At 44.5% G+C, this 18248-nt stretch carries 18 protein-coding genes; 11 read left to right on the top strand and 7 right to left on the bottom strand.

What is annotated here, in order from left to right; all coding sequences use genetic code 11:
• The first annotated feature begins 18 nt into the window (after positions 1–18).
• The 5 genes from coaBC (at position 19) to ACJ751_RS11295 (ending at position 4180) form a co-directional block, all read left to right on the top strand.
• The gene (gene coaBC / locus ACJ751_RS11315; protein ID WP_407745604.1) at positions 19–1215 is read left to right on the top strand and encodes a bifunctional phosphopantothenoylcysteine decarboxylase/phosphopantothenate--cysteine ligase CoaBC; all 1197 of its coding nucleotides are present in this window, start codon (positions 19–21) and stop codon (positions 1213–1215) included.
• Positions 1208–2131, top strand: a complete 924-nt coding sequence (locus ACJ751_RS11310; RefSeq protein WP_407745603.1) for a DUF4835 family protein — start codon at positions 1208–1210, stop codon at positions 2129–2131. The genes coaBC and ACJ751_RS11310 overlap by 8 nt, the downstream gene beginning before the upstream one ends.
• The gene (locus tag ACJ751_RS11305) at positions 2128–2748 is read left to right on the top strand and encodes a DUF4296 domain-containing protein (RefSeq protein ID WP_407745602.1); all 621 of its coding nucleotides are present in this window, start codon (positions 2128–2130) and stop codon (positions 2746–2748) included. The genes ACJ751_RS11310 and ACJ751_RS11305 overlap by 4 nt, the downstream gene beginning before the upstream one ends.
• A 62-nt stretch (positions 2749–2810) precedes the next feature.
• The gene (locus ACJ751_RS11300; protein ID WP_407745601.1) at positions 2811–3515 is read left to right on the top strand and encodes a CoA transferase subunit A; all 705 of its coding nucleotides are present in this window, start codon (positions 2811–2813) and stop codon (positions 3513–3515) included.
• Positions 3516–3520: 5 nt separating this feature from the next.
• A complete protein-coding gene (locus tag ACJ751_RS11295) occupies positions 3521–4180 on the top strand; it encodes a 3-oxoacid CoA-transferase subunit B (protein ID WP_407745600.1) in 660 nt (219 codons plus the stop codon).
• On the opposite strand, the gene ACJ751_RS11290 is transcribed toward ACJ751_RS11295, so the two are convergent.
• From ACJ751_RS11290 to ACJ751_RS11270, 5 genes are all read right to left on the bottom strand, one after another.
• Positions 4177–4902 (bottom strand): hypothetical protein, encoded by a 726-nt coding sequence (locus ACJ751_RS11290; protein WP_407745599.1) that lies wholly within the window; start codon positions 4900–4902, stop codon positions 4177–4179. The genes ACJ751_RS11295 and ACJ751_RS11290 overlap by 4 nt on opposite strands.
• Before the next feature lie 119 nt (positions 4903–5021).
• Positions 5022–5681 (bottom strand): response regulator, encoded by a 660-nt coding sequence (locus ACJ751_RS11285; RefSeq protein WP_407745598.1) that lies wholly within the window; start codon positions 5679–5681, stop codon positions 5022–5024.
• 142 nt (positions 5682–5823) lie between these two features.
• Positions 5824–6669, bottom strand: coding sequence for a sensor histidine kinase (locus ACJ751_RS11280; RefSeq protein WP_407745597.1), 846 nt, complete (start codon positions 6667–6669; stop codon positions 5824–5826).
• 20 nt (positions 6670–6689) lie between these two features.
• The gene (locus ACJ751_RS11275) at positions 6690–7247 is read right to left on the bottom strand and encodes a hypothetical protein (protein ID WP_407745596.1); all 558 of its coding nucleotides are present in this window, start codon (positions 7245–7247) and stop codon (positions 6690–6692) included.
• Positions 7248–7404: 157 nt separating this feature from the next.
• Positions 7405–7794, bottom strand: coding sequence for a hypothetical protein (locus ACJ751_RS11270; RefSeq protein ID WP_407745595.1), 390 nt, complete (start codon positions 7792–7794; stop codon positions 7405–7407).
• Positions 7795–8711: 917 nt separating this feature from the next.
• Between ACJ751_RS11270 and ACJ751_RS11265 the strand changes: the two genes are divergently transcribed.
• The 4 genes from ACJ751_RS11265 (at position 8712) to ACJ751_RS11250 (ending at position 11620) form a co-directional block, all read left to right on the top strand.
• Complete coding sequence (locus ACJ751_RS11265) at positions 8712–9371, top strand: response regulator (RefSeq protein WP_407745594.1); 660 nt, start codon at positions 8712–8714, stop codon at positions 9369–9371.
• Between the two features lie 105 nt (positions 9372–9476).
• Entirely contained in the window at positions 9477–9941 is a 465-nt protein-coding gene (locus tag ACJ751_RS11260; RefSeq protein ID WP_407745593.1) for a heme-binding domain-containing protein, read from the top strand.
• Positions 9942–10043: 102 nt separating this feature from the next.
• Positions 10044–10700: a ligase-associated DNA damage response endonuclease PdeM gene (gene pdeM / locus ACJ751_RS11255; protein WP_407745592.1), complete on the top strand. Its 657-nt coding sequence runs from the start codon at positions 10044–10046 to the stop codon at positions 10698–10700.
• Positions 10697–11620, top strand: a complete 924-nt coding sequence (locus ACJ751_RS11250; protein WP_407745591.1) for a histone deacetylase — start codon at positions 10697–10699, stop codon at positions 11618–11620. Before pdeM ends, ACJ751_RS11250 begins: the two co-directional genes overlap by 4 nt.
• A gap of 11 nt (positions 11621–11631) precedes the next feature.
• Here ACJ751_RS11250 and ACJ751_RS11245 read toward each other — a convergent pair whose 3' ends face one another.
• Positions 11632–14160 (bottom strand): DUF5916 domain-containing protein, encoded by a 2529-nt coding sequence (locus tag ACJ751_RS11245; RefSeq protein ID WP_407745590.1) that lies wholly within the window; start codon positions 14158–14160, stop codon positions 11632–11634.
• 409 nt (positions 14161–14569) lie between these two features.
• Positions 14570–15319, bottom strand: coding sequence for an XRE family transcriptional regulator (locus ACJ751_RS11240; protein ID WP_407745589.1), 750 nt, complete (start codon positions 15317–15319; stop codon positions 14570–14572).
• Between the two features lie 108 nt (positions 15320–15427).
• On the opposite strand from ACJ751_RS11240, the gene guaB reads away from it, so the two are divergent.
• Both guaB and ACJ751_RS11230 read left to right on the top strand, forming a co-directional pair.
• A complete protein-coding gene (guaB, locus tag ACJ751_RS11235) occupies positions 15428–16930 on the top strand; it encodes an IMP dehydrogenase (protein WP_407745588.1) in 1503 nt (500 codons plus the stop codon).
• A 97-nt stretch (positions 16931–17027) separates the two neighbouring features.
• The gene (locus ACJ751_RS11230) at positions 17028–18248 is read left to right on the top strand and encodes a DUF4105 domain-containing protein (RefSeq protein WP_407745587.1); all 1221 of its coding nucleotides are present in this window, start codon (positions 17028–17030) and stop codon (positions 18246–18248) included.

The raw sequence follows: 18248 nt of genomic DNA, 5'->3' as shown, positions 1-18248 counted from the left end.
ACCTAATTTTAACCAATTATGTTCCAGGACAAAAAGATATTACTGGCTGTTACGGGAAGTATTGCTGCATATAAATCAATTTTACTGGTTCGCCTGCTGGTAAAGGCCGGAGCCGAGGTAAAAGTGGTATTAACGCCTGCAGCAAAAGAATTTGTAACGCCGCTTACCCTGGCAACATTATCAAAAAATGCGGTCATTAGTGAACTGGCCAATAACGACTCCTGGAGCAACCATGTAATGCTGGGCCGCTGGGCCGATGTGATGGTGGTAGCCCCATTGAGTGTAAATACCCTGGCAAAAATGGCCAATGGCATGTGTGATAATATGTTACTGGCTACCTGGTTATCAGCTACCTGCCCCGTAGTGGTGGCTCCTGCTATGGATGAAGATATGTGGCACCACCCGGCTACCCAGGCTAATCTGCAAAAGCTGCAGTTATATGGCAATCGCATTATTCCCGTTGAAAAAGGAGAACTGGCCAGTGGCCTGCATGGCGATGGCCGGATGGCCGAACCGGAAGCCATTCTGAAATATCTCGAAAACAACATATTTAGTAAAAAAGACTTAGCTGGAAAAAAGGCGCTGGTAACAGCAGGACCTACCTATGAACCTATTGATCCCGTTCGGTTTATAGGCAATCATTCCTCCGGCAAAATGGGCGTGGCCATTGCAGAAGAGCTGGCCGGCCGGGGCGCCGAAGTACACCTGGTATTGGGCCCTTCTTCCGTTAAAACCACTTTCCCCGGTATATATGTTCATAAAGTGCAAACCGCCGGTGAAATGTATGATACCTGCATGGCCGAATTTCCCACTGCCGATATAGCAGTGATGAGTGCTGCCGTGGCAGACTATACCCCTATAGAAATAGCGCCGGAGAAGATCAAAAAAACAAGCAGTACCCTGGTTATTGAACTCACCAAAACAAAGGATATTTTAAAAAGTCTGGGGCAGCTGAAACGCAATGGACAATTGCTGGCGGGTTTTGCCCTGGAAACAGCCAATGAACGCCAGTATGCTTTGGATAAACTGACTTCCAAAAACGCCGATCTTATAGTGCTGAATTCCCTGAACGATGAGGGCACCGGTTTTGGCTATGATACCAACAAGGTTACTATTTTTGAAAAAGGCGGTAATGAGATCGCGTACGACCGCAAACCCAAACAACAAGTAGCTAAAGATATCGTTGATAGAATCGTAAACATGCTATATGTGTAGAAAGATCGTATGGATATTTTTTATGATGGTAATGGCGCCGGTATGGTTATCAGCCCAGGAGTTGAAGGCCCGTATTACCATCGATACCCGCGCGTTGAGTACACCAGCAGATAAAAAAGCCTTCCAGACCTGCCAGGCGGCGCTCAATAATTTTTTGAACAACCGCAAATGGACGAAAGAAACCTGGCAGCCCAATGAAAAGATCGTATGTAATTTTCTACTGCGTATTACTGAGGCACAAGGTGGTAATTTGTATAAAGCCGCCCTTACGGTGCAGGCTGCCCGACCTATATACAATACCAACTACGAGTGCCCCCTCATCAATTTCATGGATGAGAATGTGATCTTTAAATATGTAGAGTACCAGTCAATTGAGTTCAATGAAAACCGGGTTTCCGGTTCAGACCCCATTGTTGGGAACCTCAGCGCTATACTGGCTTATTATGCCTATGTGATCTTAGGACTCGATTTTGATTCTTTCGCATTACGGGGTGGTGATCCCTATTTCCAGAAAGCCATGAATATTGTGAACAATGCACCGGAGGGCCGTGATATTTCGGGCTGGAAGGCATTTGATGGATTGCGTAACCGGTACTGGTTAACAGAGAACCTTACCAATAACCGGTACAACCTGATGCACGATGCCTTTTACAGCTATTACCGCCTGGGAATGGATTATATGTATGAAAATGAAACAGAAGGTCGCAGCGCCATATTAAATTCCCTGAGCCTGGTAAATACCATGAACAACGATATTCCCAATACAATGATCGTACAGTTCTTCTTTCAGGGCAAGTCGCAGGAATTGATAAGGATATTTAAAAAGGGCACGCCTGAAGACAAACAAAAAGCAAGGGAAATTTTACAAAAGATAGATATCTCCAACTCCAATTTGTATAAACAGGAATTAAAATGAACCGGCTATTACTGGTATGTTTGAGCGCTATAGTGTGGTGTATGGTAAGTTGTACTGATAAAGACAAGATACCCAAAGGTGTATTGGGAAAGGAAAAGATGCAGAAGGTGTTAATGGATATGATAGAGGCCGAGCGGTTCAGGGATGGCTTTATTGTGTACGATTCTTCCAAAGACCAGAAAACGGAAACTTTTAAATTGTACGCGCAGGTTTTTGAATTAAATAAGATCTCCAAAGACGAATTTATAAAGAGTTATAAATTTTATATGAGCCGCCCCGATATTGCGCGGGAAATATTCGACTCGTTATCAAGCCAGGCTGCCAAGCTCCGCGAAAATCTGAATAAGCCAGTACCGTTGGATACGGCGGCAAAATCAAAGGCATTTACTGATAGTGTAAAAGCAAAAACAGCTGATAGCGCAAAAGTAAAAGCTGCCGATAGTGCAAAAAAAATAACTCCACCACCACCCGCGGCGGCACATATAACGCCACCGCCCGGGGCATTACAACCTGCAGGATCTGTTTCGCCAGAAAACCTGGCCAAAAGGCGGGCAGCGTTTAGAAGATTTAAATTCAGGGATACGCTGTTGAAATTAAACACCAAACCCAGGCCATAAATTCTATGGCTTGTTTTGGCTGCATGCGGTAGTTCCTTATTTTTATCAATAAATTGCTTGCTATGCAAAAAGTTGTTGCCAATGCGGATGCCGCCATTGCCGACATTCAGGATAATGCTACCATTATGCTGGGTGGATTTGGTTTATGCGGCATTCCTGAAAATTCTATTGCTGCGCTTGTACGCAAAGGCGTGAAGCACCTCACCTGTATCTCCAACAATGCCGGGGTCGATGATTTTGGATTAGGCTTACTGCTCAAGACCCGCCAGATAAAAAAAATGATGAGCTCCTACGTAGGCGAGAATGCCGAGTTTGAACGGCAGTTATTAAGCGGCGAACTGGAAGTGGATCTGATACCCCAGGGAACACTGGCTACCCGCATACAAATGGCCGGAATGGGCATTCCTGCATTTTATACACCGGCAGGGTATGGCACCGAAATAGCAGCTGGCAAGGAAGTGCGTGAGTTCAATAACAAAATGTATTTGATGGAATACGCGCTGCATTCCGATTTTTCCATTGTAAAAGCCTGGAAGGGCGATCGCTATGGGAACCTGGTTTTCCGCAAAACCACCCGCAATTTCTCCACCTCTATCGCCAAAGCAGGCAACATTACCATTGCAGAAGTAGAACATCTGGTTGAACCCGGGGAACTGGATCCTGATCACATTCATGTGGCGGGCATTTATGTGCACCGCATTTTTCAGGGCGCTGATTATGAAAAGAGAATTGAAAGAAAAACAGTTCAGATCAACCACAAACAATAACTACAATGGCTTTAGATAAATACGGTATTGCAAAACGGATTGCTCAGGAGTTAAAAGATGGCATGTATGTGAACCTGGGTATTGGCATTCCAACCCTGGTTTCCAATTATATTCCAGCTGGCATTGAGATCATGCTGCAGTCAGAGAATGGCATCCTGGGCATGGGCCCTTATCCCGTTGAATCGGATATAGATGCCGACCTCATTAATGCCGGTAAAGAAACGGTAACGGTGATCCCCGGAGGCGCTTTCTTTGACAGCGCTGAAAGCTTTGGTATGATCAGGGCGGGTAAGGTTGACCTGACCGTACTGGGCGCCATGGAGGTTTCAGAGAACGGTGATATTGCCAACTGGAAAATACCGGGCAAAATGGTAAAAGGCATGGGCGGCGCCATGGACCTGGTAGCCAGCGCCAAAAATATCATTGTGGCCATGATGCATACCAACCCCAAAGGCGAATCGAAAGTATTGCCCGCTTGCACTTTACCGTTAACCGGAGTAAAATGCGTGAAACGCATAGTAAGCGACCTGGCCGTGCTCGATGTATTGCCCCAGGGTGGGTTTAAACTGATTGAACGTGCCCCCGGCGTAACGGTTGATGAGATCCGCAATAAAACATTGGGTAAGCTGGTAATTGAAGGCGATATTCCGGAAATGACCCTCTAATATTTAATGGTTCGCCGGTTAACAGGCTTGGGAAATAACGGCGGGGGTGGTTGAATGTCAACGTCGTTTTTATTATTGTCATTCTTTTTACCGGCAACCGAAGCGGCTACAATAAAGAACACCATTCGCAACATATCCGCCAGCGTTATAATAATACTTTTCTCCTGTTGTATTTGTTGCGGCAGATTGGGGTGACTGCCTGCAATAGCTTCCATCAATACTACCATTCCATTATAGCACAACAGGCCACCCGCAATCCAGAACGCCGGTTCGTTGGCGAGAAAAATATGCCGGTTGTTGATGAGTTGTAATAAGATAACAACAGCCAGCACGGTCAATAGGCCGGCCTGTATTATGGTCAGTACATCCGTATAAGCCGAAAGGCCTTTTAATGCGTAAATAGTAATAGTTACAGACAGAAACGATACCAGCACCATTTTCAGAATGTCTTTTCCCTGGGCGGAGATCATCAGTAAATTGAACAGGTAATATACAAGCGTGAATTCAACGAGTTTAAAGACGATGGGAAGAGTGGGGAGTCCGGGTTGAATGAAAAAAAGCGCGAGATACTGGCAGATTACGAAAAGGCAAAGGACTTTCAGGACGTTAAGAACAGCGGAAGCCGCTACTTTACGAATAAAGAGTATGCACACGGGCAGTAACGACAATAGCATTACTACCAGCGACAGGGCAATAAATATACTTCCACCGGTTTCTACCATGGTCTAAGAGTTCAGGGCCAAACCGGTTCTTCATAGGGGGCTGTATTGTTTTTAACGCTGAATATAAGGGTATCAACATAGTGCCGGCTTTATGTTATTTGTCAAAAATTGCCGGGAGTTTAATCAATCAGGTTATTCTTAACTGCAAAAAATACAAGGCCAGCCGTGTTTTTAGCTCCAAAGCGTTCCATCAACCTGTCTTTGATAGCTTCTACAGTACGCGGACTCACCTCTAATTTTTGTGCAATTTCATGGGCGGTAAACTCCATGCAAATATATTTTATCACATCCCGCTCGCGGTCGCTGAGGGTGATTTCGCTGTTTAGGCTGGGCACCACTTTAACCCGGGCGTGTGATTTTTTTAAAAGTATCCTGTTTACAAAGTTATTCAGGTAATACCCTTTGCTCATTACCTCCATGATCGCCTTCTTGATCTCGGAAGGGTCGGCGCTTTTGAGCAGGTATCCGTTAGCGCCAATTTCCATCATATGGCTCACAAATCGCTCATCTTCATACATCGTTAGCGCAATTACATGGATGTTAGGATATTGGCGGGCAATTACTTTCGTTGTTTCGATGCCATCTTTCAGGGGCATGCGCAGGTCCATTAAAATTACATCAGGCTGCTCAGGGGCTGCTGGTAAATTATCCAACAGTTCCTGGCCGTTTTCTGCTTCAAGTACGAATTTTATGTTTGTATAAGGCCTTAACGACAAAATAACCCCTTTACGGAATATCTTGTGGTCATCAGCAATAGCCACTTTAATAGGTCCCATCATTGTATGATATTGGCAAAACTAAATTACTAAAAATTTTAAGTGTTTAGGTTTTCAGGGGTATGGGTTTTACGTTAGTATAAACACTTATTCCGCGCTGCATCTTAAGATAGTAGTAGCCCTTATCAAAATATGAACCAATATTTTATAATTGTGGTGCTACCGGTTCTTCCTCCAACCGGGGAATTTCGATAGTAACCTTATAGTATGTTTGCGAAATGTCTTTTTCGAAATATATACGTCCGTGCAACAGCTTCAACCTGCTCTGAATGTTTTTTAGGCCCAAACCCACATTACTTTTATTCAGTTTATCAAAATCGGCCTGGGTAATACCGCGGCCATCGTGATGAAGGCGAATATACAATTTATTACCACTCAGGTTCTGGGTTAGATGAATAAAACTGGCATTACTGTGTTTCAGAATATTATTCACCAATTCCTGTATAACCCTGAAAATTATCAATTCCTGGTCAGCGTGCAGGCGTTCGCGGTAATCGTGAAAACGGCAGCTGGCGTTCATGCTGCCCGAGCCGCTGATCTTCTGGAACAAGTCGTTCACCGCCGATTCCAACCCAAAGTTTTTAAGGGTGGGGGGCATCAGGCTGTGTGAAATATTACGGATCAGCTGAATGGTATCGTCAATGATCTGCTTGGCGTTATAAATGCTTTGCAGCTGGGTGGTTTTATCGAGGTTCACCAGGTTCTCGTTCAGGTATAAACGAGCGGTGGCCAACAGGGGACCGGCATCGTCGTGTAAATCGGCAGCAATGCGTTGCCGCTCCTCTTCCTGTAAACGGATGGAGGCATTCAACAGCATTTTCTGTTGCTCCTGCTCCATGTATTGCAATTGCATTTGGTAACGGATAACCTTACGTTGATGGAAAATAATGAAAACGATGAGGCCAATGGTAAGAACCAGCATGCCAATGGTGCCAAAGTACAGTACCATGGGAAACTGGCCGGTGCCATGCGTGACCTGCAGCAAGATCATTAGTATGTGAGAAGCGGGGTTTATAATGGGTTATAGGGGTTTTTAAAAAAATTATCATATGAGGACAGGCTACTGCTGTTTTTGTCCTTTGCTTCTCTCAGCGAAAAAGCAATGCTAAAGAAAAGATTTTTTATGGTATTGAATATGAACGTGATGAACCAAAATTTACCAATGTCTCTGCTATCTATCTCATCTACGAATGTATAGATGAAGAAAGAACCCGCCAGGTAAACCAGAAAGCCCAGTATTACCCAGAACATGGAGGTATTATATATAAACAGCACCCTGGGTTTGTTTATTTGCTCGAATAAATAATACAGGGAAAATGTAAAGATCAGAATTGATTCGCAAGCTACTGGCACTGAATCAAAAAAGTTCCACTTTGTGGTGAAAAAGTAATAACAGATAAATATAATAAACAATGTTGAGACAGTAGCTATCACTTTTTTGAACATCCTGCCTTCTATAATGAGCCAGATAAAATAACTGAAGAGGAAAAACTCAACCAGCGTATAGGTGCTCAGGAAGAGCTTGGCAGACAGGTTTAAAAGTATTATATCATTTAGGAATGAGTACAATGAGTAAATAAAGATTACCCATAATTCCTTCCTTTTGGTGTGCCTTAAAAAGGCAAGAAAGAGAATTACGGGTAATAGCGAAGAATATAAGCTGATATGTAAGAAAAAACTCTCTATACCAAGGCGCTTTACCTCAAATATAGAGATTCAGGTTTATTTAATCAACAATAAACCATCCATCATCCCCGAAAATATCGTCGCCGGAAGGAGAGGGGATACTTCTGTCAGCAACAATGCCTTTTTGTTTCTGAAGTTGAGCGTCTTCAGTCACTACAGTGTAGTTAATAAGTTGTTTGCCATTTTGATCGAGGCCTACGTAAACCAGGGTTTTTTGTCCCAATTCGTTGATAGCGTTGTGGAACTGGATGCCGGCGCAACCAGGTTGAGCCAGGATCTGGTTCAGGATCTCCTTGCCGATAATATAACCTTGTACATCATTCGGATGAGCCTTGCGGTAGTTGGTTACCAGTTCAGCGCCTAATTCATGGGTAATTTCTTCACCAATAGTAGCAATGTTACGTTTAGTGAGGAGTTCAGTCTGCATCATAGTAGTAAGTTTTTAGAGGTTGTAAAAAGTGGTTCCGGGTGTTAAGAAACCTCCAAAAAAAAAGATATACAACGGGTTGCGAGCACCCATAAATGCTGTAATTTTGCTTGAAATGCTCTATGGGCCTGCGTTTTGAGGGGATTTTCTAAGAAGTATTACGATATAAAATGGGGGAAATTTTCTCGTAATATACCGTATATTTACTATTGTTAAAACTCGTATAACCTACATTCGTGAGATGGTTATTCACACATGTGAATAAGTGTAATTGCTTAAGTATCGTAGGATTAGTGCTTAAGCAACGTGTTGGATTTTAAAAACGGGGCAACGCAAAGAGCAGCTCTTACAGTAAAAGTTTCCTTTTCTTATTTATCGGCTGACTGATTGCAATACAACTGATTTTAAAAACAGGTATCAATTGAACTATGTTTTCGAAAGGGTATGACTTTGTATTGAACAGGATGAGGTAATTGCCTGAAAGCAGAATGGTTAAAACAAAACAGAAGAAGTTGACCGATATTGGATTTGACAGGCGGCATTCATAAGATCTTTGGAAATACTTTTAGGACGGTAATCGTGATATTGGATGTTTTAAGGTTGCCATTCCTTATCAATCAACTTCCGAAACAAAAGTAATCGGCCACCTGCCTGTTCGCAATAGCGGAAACGCTCTATTTTAACAATTCGGGAATTACCGGTAAATACGTAAAAGCTTCGCATATAAACTGGTACTATTTCGATTGATCCTGGTAAACTAACGTTTACAATGTGAGTGAAATCGTTTTTTTATGCGATATTGCCCAAGGTTAGGGCCCCGGACGGTATGAAAACAAACCATTAAGGGGTTAAAACGGTAGGGTATATTTTACCAGAAAAGGAACAACTTATAACCCATTAATAAGCCAACCTTACCCATTATGAGCACTGAACTGGTTATTAAAGTAGCACTTGCCGACGATCATAAAATATTTCGCGACGGCATTAAAATGGCTCTGAAAGGAAAAGAGTACCTGAAGATTCTTTGGGAAGCCGAAGATGGTAGAGATCTGATGCACAAAATGCAGATCAAAAAACCAGATGTTTTACTGATGGATATTCGTATGCCCGAGGTAGATGGGGTGAATGCGATTGGGATACTACGTAAGGAATACAGCGATGTAAAGATCGTTGTACTTACCATGTACGACGAACAGGAAATGATCACCAAGATGAAGGAAATGGGCGCCAACGCTTACCTCACAAAAACCTCCGACCCTGAAGAGATCTATCAGGCCATACTCACTTGCATGAATGATGATTTTTACTTTAATGACCTTGTAAACAAAGCGGTACTGTCGAAATTGCAAACCAAAAAACAGGTACGGCAGTTTTACCCCAATCCCATCAAATTCTCCGAAAAAGAAATCAAGATACTGAAGTTGCTGGCGGCAGATAAAACCACTGAAGAAATTTCAAAAGAAGTGTTCCTGAGCCCCCGCACTATTGAGACCATTCGCCAGAACATGAAATCGAAAGTAGGCGCCAAAACCATTGCCGGCCTTATCATGTACGGTATGCGCAACAAACTCATTGATTAATATTGCCCATTCGATATTTTCAGAAGCTTACCAGCCCATACCGGGGGCATACATTACCAACCCACGCTGCTTTTACTTATTTTCATTTTCTAAAATCTGTTCGGTATGAAGAAAAAAATAGTGCTCGTGCTGGTTGCATTGCTGATCGTTATCCAGTTTATTCGCCCCACCCGTAACCAGTCAGCAGCCGTTTCGCCCAACGACATCAGTCAGCATTATACCGTGCCCGATACGGTGGCCCATATTTTACAACGCGCCTGTAACGATTGTCATAGTAACAACACCCGCTATCCCTGGTATACAAATATTCAACCGGTGGGTTGGTGGATGCAGCATCACGTGAATGAAGGAAAAGAAGAACTGAATTTTTCTGAGTTTGCCGCCTATACAGCAAAACGGCAGAACCATAAAATGGAAGAAGTAGGAGAGCAAATTGAGAAAGGAGAAATGCCGCTGAACAGCTATCTGTGGATACATAAAGACGCCAGTTTAACGGCGCAGGAAAAAGCAATTCTTATTTCATGGACAAAGGACCTGCGCAACAAGATTGCCGAAAAAGGACCGCTATAAATAGAAATGCTTAGCCATTATATTTTCACCAATTTTATCTGATGGCGCACGCTGTATTTTGAAATACCTTGCACCGGATTCTAATTAATAATTCTGATTCGTATGCAGGCGCCGGTTTCGTATAAATTATTAGGTCAACAACTTTGGTTATCAGCACACAGGAGTGTTTTTTGGGAAGAAGAGAAGGCCCTTATTCTTTCAGACCTTCACTTTGGCAAGACCGGGCATTTTCGCAAATCGGGTATTGCCGTACCCCAGGCGGTATATAAAGAAGACCTGCAACGGCTGGTGCACCTGATACAATATTTTCAACCCCGGCAAATAATAGCAGTTGGCGATCTTTTTCACAGCCATCAGAATAAAGAACTGGAGCTGTTTCAAAGGTGGCGGCACGATTTTCCTGATCTTCCGGTTCACCTGGTAAAAGGCAACCACGATATTCTGCACGAAAGCTGGTATAAGCAATGTAATATTCAGGTTACCGACGAGGAATTACAGCTCGGGGCTTTCCGGTTCCGGCACGACCTGGATAATGTATCCCCCCATGATACCGACTACTTTTTCTCGGGCCATATTCATCCCGGTATTCGATTACGGGGCGCTGCCAAACAATCACTAAGCTTTCCTTGTTTTTACTTTGCCAAAGCATTTTGCGTGTTGCCCGCATTCAGCCGGTTTACCGGTATTGCGATTGTGAGGCCGGAAGATGAAGAAAATGTATTTGCCATCGTAAACGACAATATTGTACAGTTGCAATGAGCCCCACATCGCCCTTACTGAAAATAGCATATGATCCCATTTATGCGCATCCGTTGCCGGAGGGGCACCGGTTTCCCATGCTTAAATATGAATTGATACCCGAACAATTGTTATACGAAGGCACTATAACGCCCAATAACTTATTTGCACCGGAGGTTTGTGATGATGAGATTGTATTATGGACGCACGATGCGGAGTATGTACATAAACTGCAGCAACAAACTTTATCGGCCCGCGAACAACGGCATATTGGTTTTCCACAATCGCCCCGGTTAACCCGGCGGGAATTTGTGATTACCCAGGGCACCATTGATTGTTGTCGCCATGCGTTTGAACATGGCGTAGCGTTGAATGTGGCCGGGGGCACACATCATGCATTTGCCGCCAGGGGAGAGGGCTTTTGCCTGTTGAACGATTTCGGCGTGGCTGCCAATTACCTGCTTAAAAAAGAGCTGGCGCGCAAGATCATTATTATAGATCTCGATGTGCACCAGGGCAATGGCACGGCCAGTATCTTTGAACATGAACCCCGCGTATTCACCTTCAGTATGCATGGCGCACATAATTATCCTTTTCATAAAGAAAAAAGCGATCTCGATATTGCGCTGAACGATGGTACCGAAGATAAGCTGTATGTAAGCCTGCTGCAAAGCAACCTGTTTACCCTGCTCGATCAATTAAAACCTGATTTTGCTTTTTACTTATCAGGCGTGGATATTTTATCGACAGATAAGTTTGGCAAACTGAAAATAAGTATGGAAGGTTGCCGCCGCCGCGATGAACTGGTGTTCTCGCAATTGAAACAGCATGGCATTCCCTGCGTAGTAGCCATGGGCGGCGGTTATTCCCCCGATATAAAAACCATTGTGGACGCGCATTGCAATACGTTCAGGGTGGCTAAAGACATCTATGAATTGTAGTTTGCTTTGAGTTATTGCCGATTGCGGACTGCCGATTGCCGGCTACCGCTTCTTCCTTCTAACTGTTGATAGTTTAAAAAATAGATAAACCTAACTGTAAACTCATTGCCATGCGGGGTGTTGAACAACTGGCGGGCATTAGTAGTGTAATATTTATAAGTATTGGAGCTGAGGGTATACTCATAATCTTTTCCCAGCCAGTTCTTCCAGCCAATTATTAACCGGCTGCCTAAACGAAAATCCCAGGTATAAAAAACATCCAGGTTAAAAGCATTGTAATTGATGTTGTAGTCGCGGGGCATCAGATCGTACCGGGCTGTCCAGTACCCATCTTTCTGAATGTTGAACAGATTGGTGTTTTGTAACCGGCTCCAGTAATGACGGGCCCTGAAGGTAAGGTTCATGCGCGAGGTGAAATTATACACGCCACTGAACACACCGGTAACATCGGCATATGTACGCCGGGCCAGGATGGGCGCCTGGGTGAGCAGATCGCGAACAAATGCATAGCCATACTGTCCATTATCGTATTGACGTTTGTAACTCATTTCCAGTATAAGCTTGTCGCTGAACCGGTAGCTCACGGCTACCTGAAGGCCGTAATAAGGATCATTCGGCAGCGGGCCTTCTGCACCACCAATAAGCCAGCTTACAATTAATGGTTTGCGATTATCGGTATTGCCTTCTATAAACAGGTTATAATAAGGCGCCCGTTTTAATGGTTGCCGGGGTGTTTGAAACAGGCTGGCAGGTGTTTGCATTTCAAAGAAGTCGGTATACCACCAGGGCGCAATATCGGCCGTAAGCGAAAGGCTCCAGAAGTTTTTAAATAACCAGGACGAAGCCGCTTCGAAAGATGTTTTCTGATAAGTAAATGGTTTGAACAGGTAATCGTGGTTCACCGCTATTCTATAGCTCTGGTTTAAAAAAGCAGGGGTTGCCTGGTAAATATTGTAACTGATGGCGCTGGTATTGGAAAAGGCATTGGGCGATAATTGAAAGCCCAGGTCGTTGGGATCGTATTGGGCGGTTCTTAATTCATTGGTGAAGGAGAACTGCAGGTTACCACTCACTTTACCGGCTTCCAGGTGATTGGCGAAGCCATCGTACCTGCCTGGGCCATTGCGCACAATGCTGTATCTTGGTTTAATCACCAGGCCATACCGGTTGGCCTTATCGTACAGGGCAACATCCAGTGCGGTTACGTTGGCGTCGCGTTCCTGCCCATTACGCAGCACATTGGTATTGGTAAAAGTGATGTAAGAACGGTTCTTTAATGCCTGGTCCAATACAATAATATTATAGTTGGTAAGCGGTTCAGTGATTACGGTAGAATCTATTCCGGTGCCACGGTTACGCAGGGTGGCTTGTACGTTTTCGGTTACGGCATTAAAAATACCAATGCCCAGGTTGCCGGCCGTTCGGCCCGAAAACTTAACGGCATTATATAACCGGGTTACCGACGGGTTTTTTATCAGCTGGTAGCCATCTAATTTCCCGGAGTTGACTTTATCTTCAAGCGTGTCATATTTATCAGGGGTTTTGCCAATGCGGCGCGAATAAAAAATGCCGGCCTTATTGAACAGTTCGGTGCCTTCGGTAAAGAAGGGGCGGTTTTCCCTGAACCTTACTTCAAACGGACTGATATTATTGACCACATTATCAGAGACCACCTGGCCAAAGTCGGGGATAAGCGTAGCATCGAGGGTAAAACTTTCATTGATGCCATATTTTACATCCATGCCGCCGCTTTTAAGCGTTTCATTTTGTTGCGCGCTGTTGCTGTGCGGTGTTTGCCGGTAGCCGCCACTAACGTAAGGAGAAAAGCTCAGTCGTAAGGGTGGTACCAGTTTGTTCAACCCGGTAATATCGCCAAACTGGTTGGCAAAGCCGCTTACGGCGGGGTTTACTGGGTTCCAGAAAGAAGTTTCATTAAGGCGGCGGCTGAAGCGCATGAACTGTATGCCCCAGTCGGCGGCTGTTTTGCGGGAGAAGCGAATAGAAAAAAGCGGAATGCGCATTTCAACGGTCCAGCCATCGGGGCGAAACCCTACTTTGCTTTCCCATACGGCATCCCAACTGGCATCGCCATACATGCCTTCATTACCGGTATAATTAGCGCTTACCCGGGCATCGGTTTGTACGTTGCGGGCGGTAACGAGAAATTGAAAAGCATTCTGCCGGTCTTTATAAGTATCGAGGAAAACAGAGAAGTAGTCAACGTTCGCCTTTTGCAAATTATCGCGTGGGGTATACTGGCGCCTGATGCCGGCCGGATCATCGTACAGGTAAGCGCCGATATAAATAGCATTGTTATCATACAAAACCCGCACGGCTGTTTTTACGGTAGCCGGTTTGCCATACACTGGCGTGTTGGTAATAAAGTCAATGGCTACCGGCGCGTTTTGCCAAACGGAATCATCTAATGACCCATCGATGCATGGCGCCTGGGCAACGGATATAGCCTGGGTTATTTTGGGTTGTGCGAACAACCGGGTATGCATAAAGAACAATAATATAACCACCAGGCATTTAAGCATAGATCGTTTTAACAGCGATGTGCGTCCGTATTGAATAAAGGAGACAGGTTAGCATGGTTACTGCTAGTCCTTAAAATAGGAAAGGGAAGTAGTACAAATTACGGGTGGGAATGTCTGGTTGCGCGTAGACAGGCCCCTTCAAATATTACATCATATAAGAAGTTCAGGACAAATATAACTGAATAATAGTTGCAAGAAAAGTTACCGGTTGCCGGTTATCAGTCACCGGTTACAGGTTACCCAGTTAAGTGATGCCGAAGAATAATAGGGAGTCTTGGTCAAAGGCCCGGAAACCGGGGAGCGGCCTTGCCTCGCTGAACCTTCGCGACCGAATGCCGGCATAGCTTTAGCGAAGCAAGGCGCAGTAACCGGGAACAATTTGTTCGAAGTGTATTAACTGAATTGCTTACTAATTTATCTTCTTTTTAAGGTAACTCACCTGCTCCTGTAATGTATTTACTACATTGGCCAGTTGGTTTACATTCCAGTGCGGTTGTGCATTAGCCTTTCCAATGATCATCGTGGCCTTCCATACTTCAATTATGTCTTCGCCATTTACCTGGTAAGGCTGATAGGTAGGGTTATCGCTCACAAGGGTGTACTTATTCTTGGTGCGGTTGTTCTTCATCACTCTTTTGTACACAATGCCTTCGTTGCGCGATACAACTATATAGGTGAAGCTGTTCTTTACATCGTTGATGTCTTCCACCTTTTCGCCCACGATGATGGAACCGCTGGGTGTTGGCAACATGGAGTCACCCACAATTTCAAAGGCGCGGTATTGGCCGGGCGCCAGCATGGGAAGGGTGAAGGTGTTCAATTCATCAATAAATTCCGGGTCTGCATAACCAGCCAGGTAACCGGCGGCTGCTTTTACCGGTACAAACTGTATTTCATTAGTGCCGGCGCTTAGTTTTTGTGCGCGTCGTTTAGCCAGGTAATTGCCCCTGGTATCTGCCAGGTCTTTCAGCAATAACTCATCGAGGGTGAGTTTGAACAATTCACCAACCAGTTCCAGTACATCGATGCGGGGTTCTGCCCGCTCTTCTTCATAAGCGCCCAGCAAAGAGCGTTTGATCTGTAATTTGGTGGCAAATTCTTCCTGTGTCCATCCGCGCAGCTTGCGCAGGTACTTCAGATTTTTACCGGCCGTTGACATAGACTAATAAGTTTAGCGCTAAAATACTAATTATTTTATCATAAAGTGATAAAATAGGTCATTAAAATTTCATTTGGAGCGTATTGGGGAGCCATCCTATCTTTGCACATGGCAACAAGAAATAGTGCTCCACAGAAAAAATCCCCCCAGTCAAGTAAGTTTTTAGGTGAAGGTTTAACGTTCGATGACGTTTTACTGGTTCCCGCTTATTCACAAGTGCTGCCCAGAGAGGTAGAGGTTCGTACCTGGCTTACCAAAAGCATTCAATTAAATGTTCCCATGTTATCGGCCGCCATGGATACGGTAACGGAGGCCAACCTGGCAATTGCCCTGGCCCGCGAAGGCGGTTTGGGTATTCTGCATAAGAATATGAGCATCGGACAGCAGGTTGAACAGGCGCGGAAAGTGAAAAGAAGTGAAAGCGGCCTTATTCTGGACCCTATAACACTGCATGAAGAAGCCACCATTGGCGATGCCCAACGGTTAATGAAAGAAAACCGCATTGGTGGCATTCCCATCGTTGATAAAAATAAAAAGCTGGTTGGCATTTTAACCAATCGCGATCTGCGTTTTCAAACAGACCACAAACGTGTTGTTAGTGAGGTAATGACAAGGGAAAACCTCATTACAGCTCCTGAAGGCACCAATCTTAAAAAAGCGGAAAAGATTTTACAGCAATATAAAATTGAAAAGTTACCGATAGTTAAAAAAGACGGTACCTTGTTTGGACTGATCACTTATCGCGATATTCTGCAGGTGCAGGACTTTCCCAATGCAGTGAAAGATTCATACGGCCGTTTACTGGTGGGCGCAGCGCTGGGTATTACCCGCGACCTGCTCGACCGGGCTGCTGCGCTGCAACAAATAGGTGTAGATGTAGTGTGTTTGGATAGCGCACATGGTCATAGTAAAGGAGTGATCGATGCGCTGAAGACGCTGAAGAAAAACTTTAAAAAGCTGCAGGTGATTTCGGGAAATGTGGGAACCGCTGCCGGGGCAAAAGCGTTGGCTGAAGCAGGCGCCGATGCGGTAAAAGTAGGTATTGGCCCCGGTTCAATTTGTACTACCCGTATCGTTGCCGGTGCAGGTGTTCCGCAGATCACCGCTATTATGGAAGCGGCATCAGTACTACATAAAATGGGTATTCCATTAATTGCCGATGGTGGTATCCGTTACACCGGTGATATGGTGAAAGCACTGGCTGCCGGCGCCAACCTGGTAATGATGGGCAGCATTTTTGCCGGAACGGAAGAAAGCCCTGGCGAAACCATTATATATGAAGGAAGAAAATTCAAACAATACCGGGGTATGGGTTCACTGGGCGCTATGAGCCAGGGTAGTGGCGACCGCTACTTCCAGGATGTGGAAGCCGATATCAAAAAATATGTACCCGAAGGCATTGAAGGCCGGGTGGCATTTAAAGGAAGCTTGAGCGAGATCGTTTATCAATATGTTGGTGGCCTTAGATCAGGAATGGGTTATTGCGGGGCAAAAGACATCAAAGCCTTACAGCAGGCGCAGTTTGTTCGCATTACCAATGCCGGGATGAAAGAAAGCCACGCACACGATATAGAAATTACAAGAGAAGCACCGAACTATAGTAGAAGATAGTTTTTTGTTCCAGGTTGCAGGTTACATGTTCCAGGGAAGGCAGGTGAAAAACCTGTAACTTGAAACTTGTAACCTGTAATTTTTTAAATTCATCCTGATGAAGTTCAGTAGATTTTTGTTGTTTGTTTTCTCCTTCTGCTGTTTAAAAGCCGTAGCTCAATCGGATACAAGTCATTTACGCATCAGCCTGCTTACCTGTAGCCCGGGCATGGAATTGTATTCAACATTTGGTCATACGGCCCTGCGGGTTACCGACAGCATACACGGCGTGGATATGGTTTATAACTACGGTACTTTCGACGACCGCGATCCCAACTTTTATGCAAAGTTCACCAGGGGTATTATGCGGTATGCCCTTTCTAACTATTCCTTCCAGGAGTTTTTACAGGAATACTATTCTGAAGACCGTGGGGTAATAGAACAGGAGCTGCTGTTGACCGGCGAACAAAAACAACGGATGTATGCTGCCCTGCAACAAAATGCACTGGAACAAAACCGGTACTACAATTATTATTTTCATACCGATAACTGTACTACCCGCGCCCGCGATATGATCGTTCGGCAAACCGGCGCCTCGGTGGTTTTCAAAAATATTCTTCCCGAAAAAAGACCAACTTACCGAAACCTGATACACACTTATCTCGATAAAGGCGGTCAAAGCTGGAGCAAGTTTGGCATCGATCTTTGTTTGGGAAGTAATTTCGATGACCGGGTAACCAACGACCAGTCGATGTTTTTGCCTGATTACCTGATGTGGGGGCTCGACAGTGCCACTGCCGACGGCCATCCATTAGTAGCCAGCAAGCAGGAGGTTGTGCGCTTTCCACTGATGAAGCCACAGATCGATCTTCCGCCGGTACTTTTTTTCACTGTATTGTTTTTAATTATTGGATTGTTATCTTTCATTCCCACCAGATTTGTAAAGGCCTTTCTGAATGTATTTGACAGCGTCTTTTTTCTATGCATAGGCATCTTTGGTTTATTGGTTGTAACCTTATGGGTTATCCGCGTTGATACGGTTTGCCGCAATAACTTTAATGTGCTTTGGGCATTGCCTACTCATTTCTTTGTTGCCTTTGTAGTGTATTTAAAAAGAAAATGGCTGCAACAATATTTCCGGATCGTATTTGTGCTCACTGCATTATTTACGCTTTGCTGGTTCTTTATTCCACAACAAATAAATGTTGGCGTATTGCCGTTGCTGGGCATCATTCTGCTGCGGAGTTATTTCCGCGGGAATTTACCTTTTACAAAACGAGTAACTACGAACGTCCCAAACAATTTCCACAACGCCAGAAGGATAAATATTGAATTGTAG

The sequence above is a fragment of the Niastella sp. genome (genome assembly GCF_045805085.1).
In the GTDB taxonomy this organism is placed as follows: Bacteria; Bacteroidota; Bacteroidia; order Chitinophagales; family Chitinophagaceae; genus Niastella.
The sequence above is the reverse complement of the archived record's forward strand: the minus strand, read 5'-3'. Positions and strand labels throughout refer to the sequence as shown.

Excerpts from the sequence above, each read along its gene's own strand:
- coaBC (WP_407745604.1), top strand. The coding sequence starts at position 19 with ATGTTCCAGGACAAAAAGATATTACTGGCTGTTACGGGAAGTATTGCT.
- ACJ751_RS11310 (WP_407745603.1), top strand. The coding sequence starts at position 1,208 with ATGTGTAGAAAGATCGTATGGATATTTTTTATGATGGTAATGGCGCCG.
- ACJ751_RS11305 (WP_407745602.1), top strand. The coding sequence starts at position 2,128 with ATGAACCGGCTATTACTGGTATGTTTGAGCGCTATAGTGTGGTGTATG.
- ACJ751_RS11300 (WP_407745601.1), top strand. The coding sequence starts at position 2,811 with ATGCAAAAAGTTGTTGCCAATGCGGATGCCGCCATTGCCGACATTCAG.
- ACJ751_RS11295 (WP_407745600.1), top strand. The coding sequence starts at position 3,521 with ATGGCTTTAGATAAATACGGTATTGCAAAACGGATTGCTCAGGAGTTA.
- ACJ751_RS11290 (WP_407745599.1), bottom strand. The coding sequence starts at position 4,902 with ATGGTAGAAACCGGTGGAAGTATATTTATTGCCCTGTCGCTGGTAGTA.
- ACJ751_RS11285 (WP_407745598.1), bottom strand. The coding sequence starts at position 5,681 with ATGATGGGACCTATTAAAGTGGCTATTGCTGATGACCACAAGATATTC.
- ACJ751_RS11280 (WP_407745597.1), bottom strand. The coding sequence starts at position 6,669 with ATGATCTTGCTGCAGGTCACGCATGGCACCGGCCAGTTTCCCATGGTA.
- ACJ751_RS11270 (WP_407745595.1), bottom strand. The coding sequence starts at position 7,794 with ATGATGCAGACTGAACTCCTCACTAAACGTAACATTGCTACTATTGGT.
- ACJ751_RS11265 (WP_407745594.1), top strand. The coding sequence starts at position 8,712 with ATGAGCACTGAACTGGTTATTAAAGTAGCACTTGCCGACGATCATAAA.
- ACJ751_RS11260 (WP_407745593.1), top strand. The coding sequence starts at position 9,477 with ATGAAGAAAAAAATAGTGCTCGTGCTGGTTGCATTGCTGATCGTTATC.
- pdeM (WP_407745592.1), top strand. The coding sequence starts at position 10,044 with ATGCAGGCGCCGGTTTCGTATAAATTATTAGGTCAACAACTTTGGTTA.
- ACJ751_RS11250 (WP_407745591.1), top strand. The coding sequence starts at position 10,697 with ATGAGCCCCACATCGCCCTTACTGAAAATAGCATATGATCCCATTTAT.
- ACJ751_RS11245 (WP_407745590.1), bottom strand. The coding sequence starts at position 14,160 with ATGCTTAAATGCCTGGTGGTTATATTATTGTTCTTTATGCATACCCGG.
- ACJ751_RS11240 (WP_407745589.1), bottom strand. The coding sequence starts at position 15,319 with ATGTCAACGGCCGGTAAAAATCTGAAGTACCTGCGCAAGCTGCGCGGA.
- guaB (WP_407745588.1), top strand. The coding sequence starts at position 15,428 with ATGGCAACAAGAAATAGTGCTCCACAGAAAAAATCCCCCCAGTCAAGT.
- ACJ751_RS11230 (WP_407745587.1), top strand. The coding sequence starts at position 17,028 with ATGAAGTTCAGTAGATTTTTGTTGTTTGTTTTCTCCTTCTGCTGTTTA.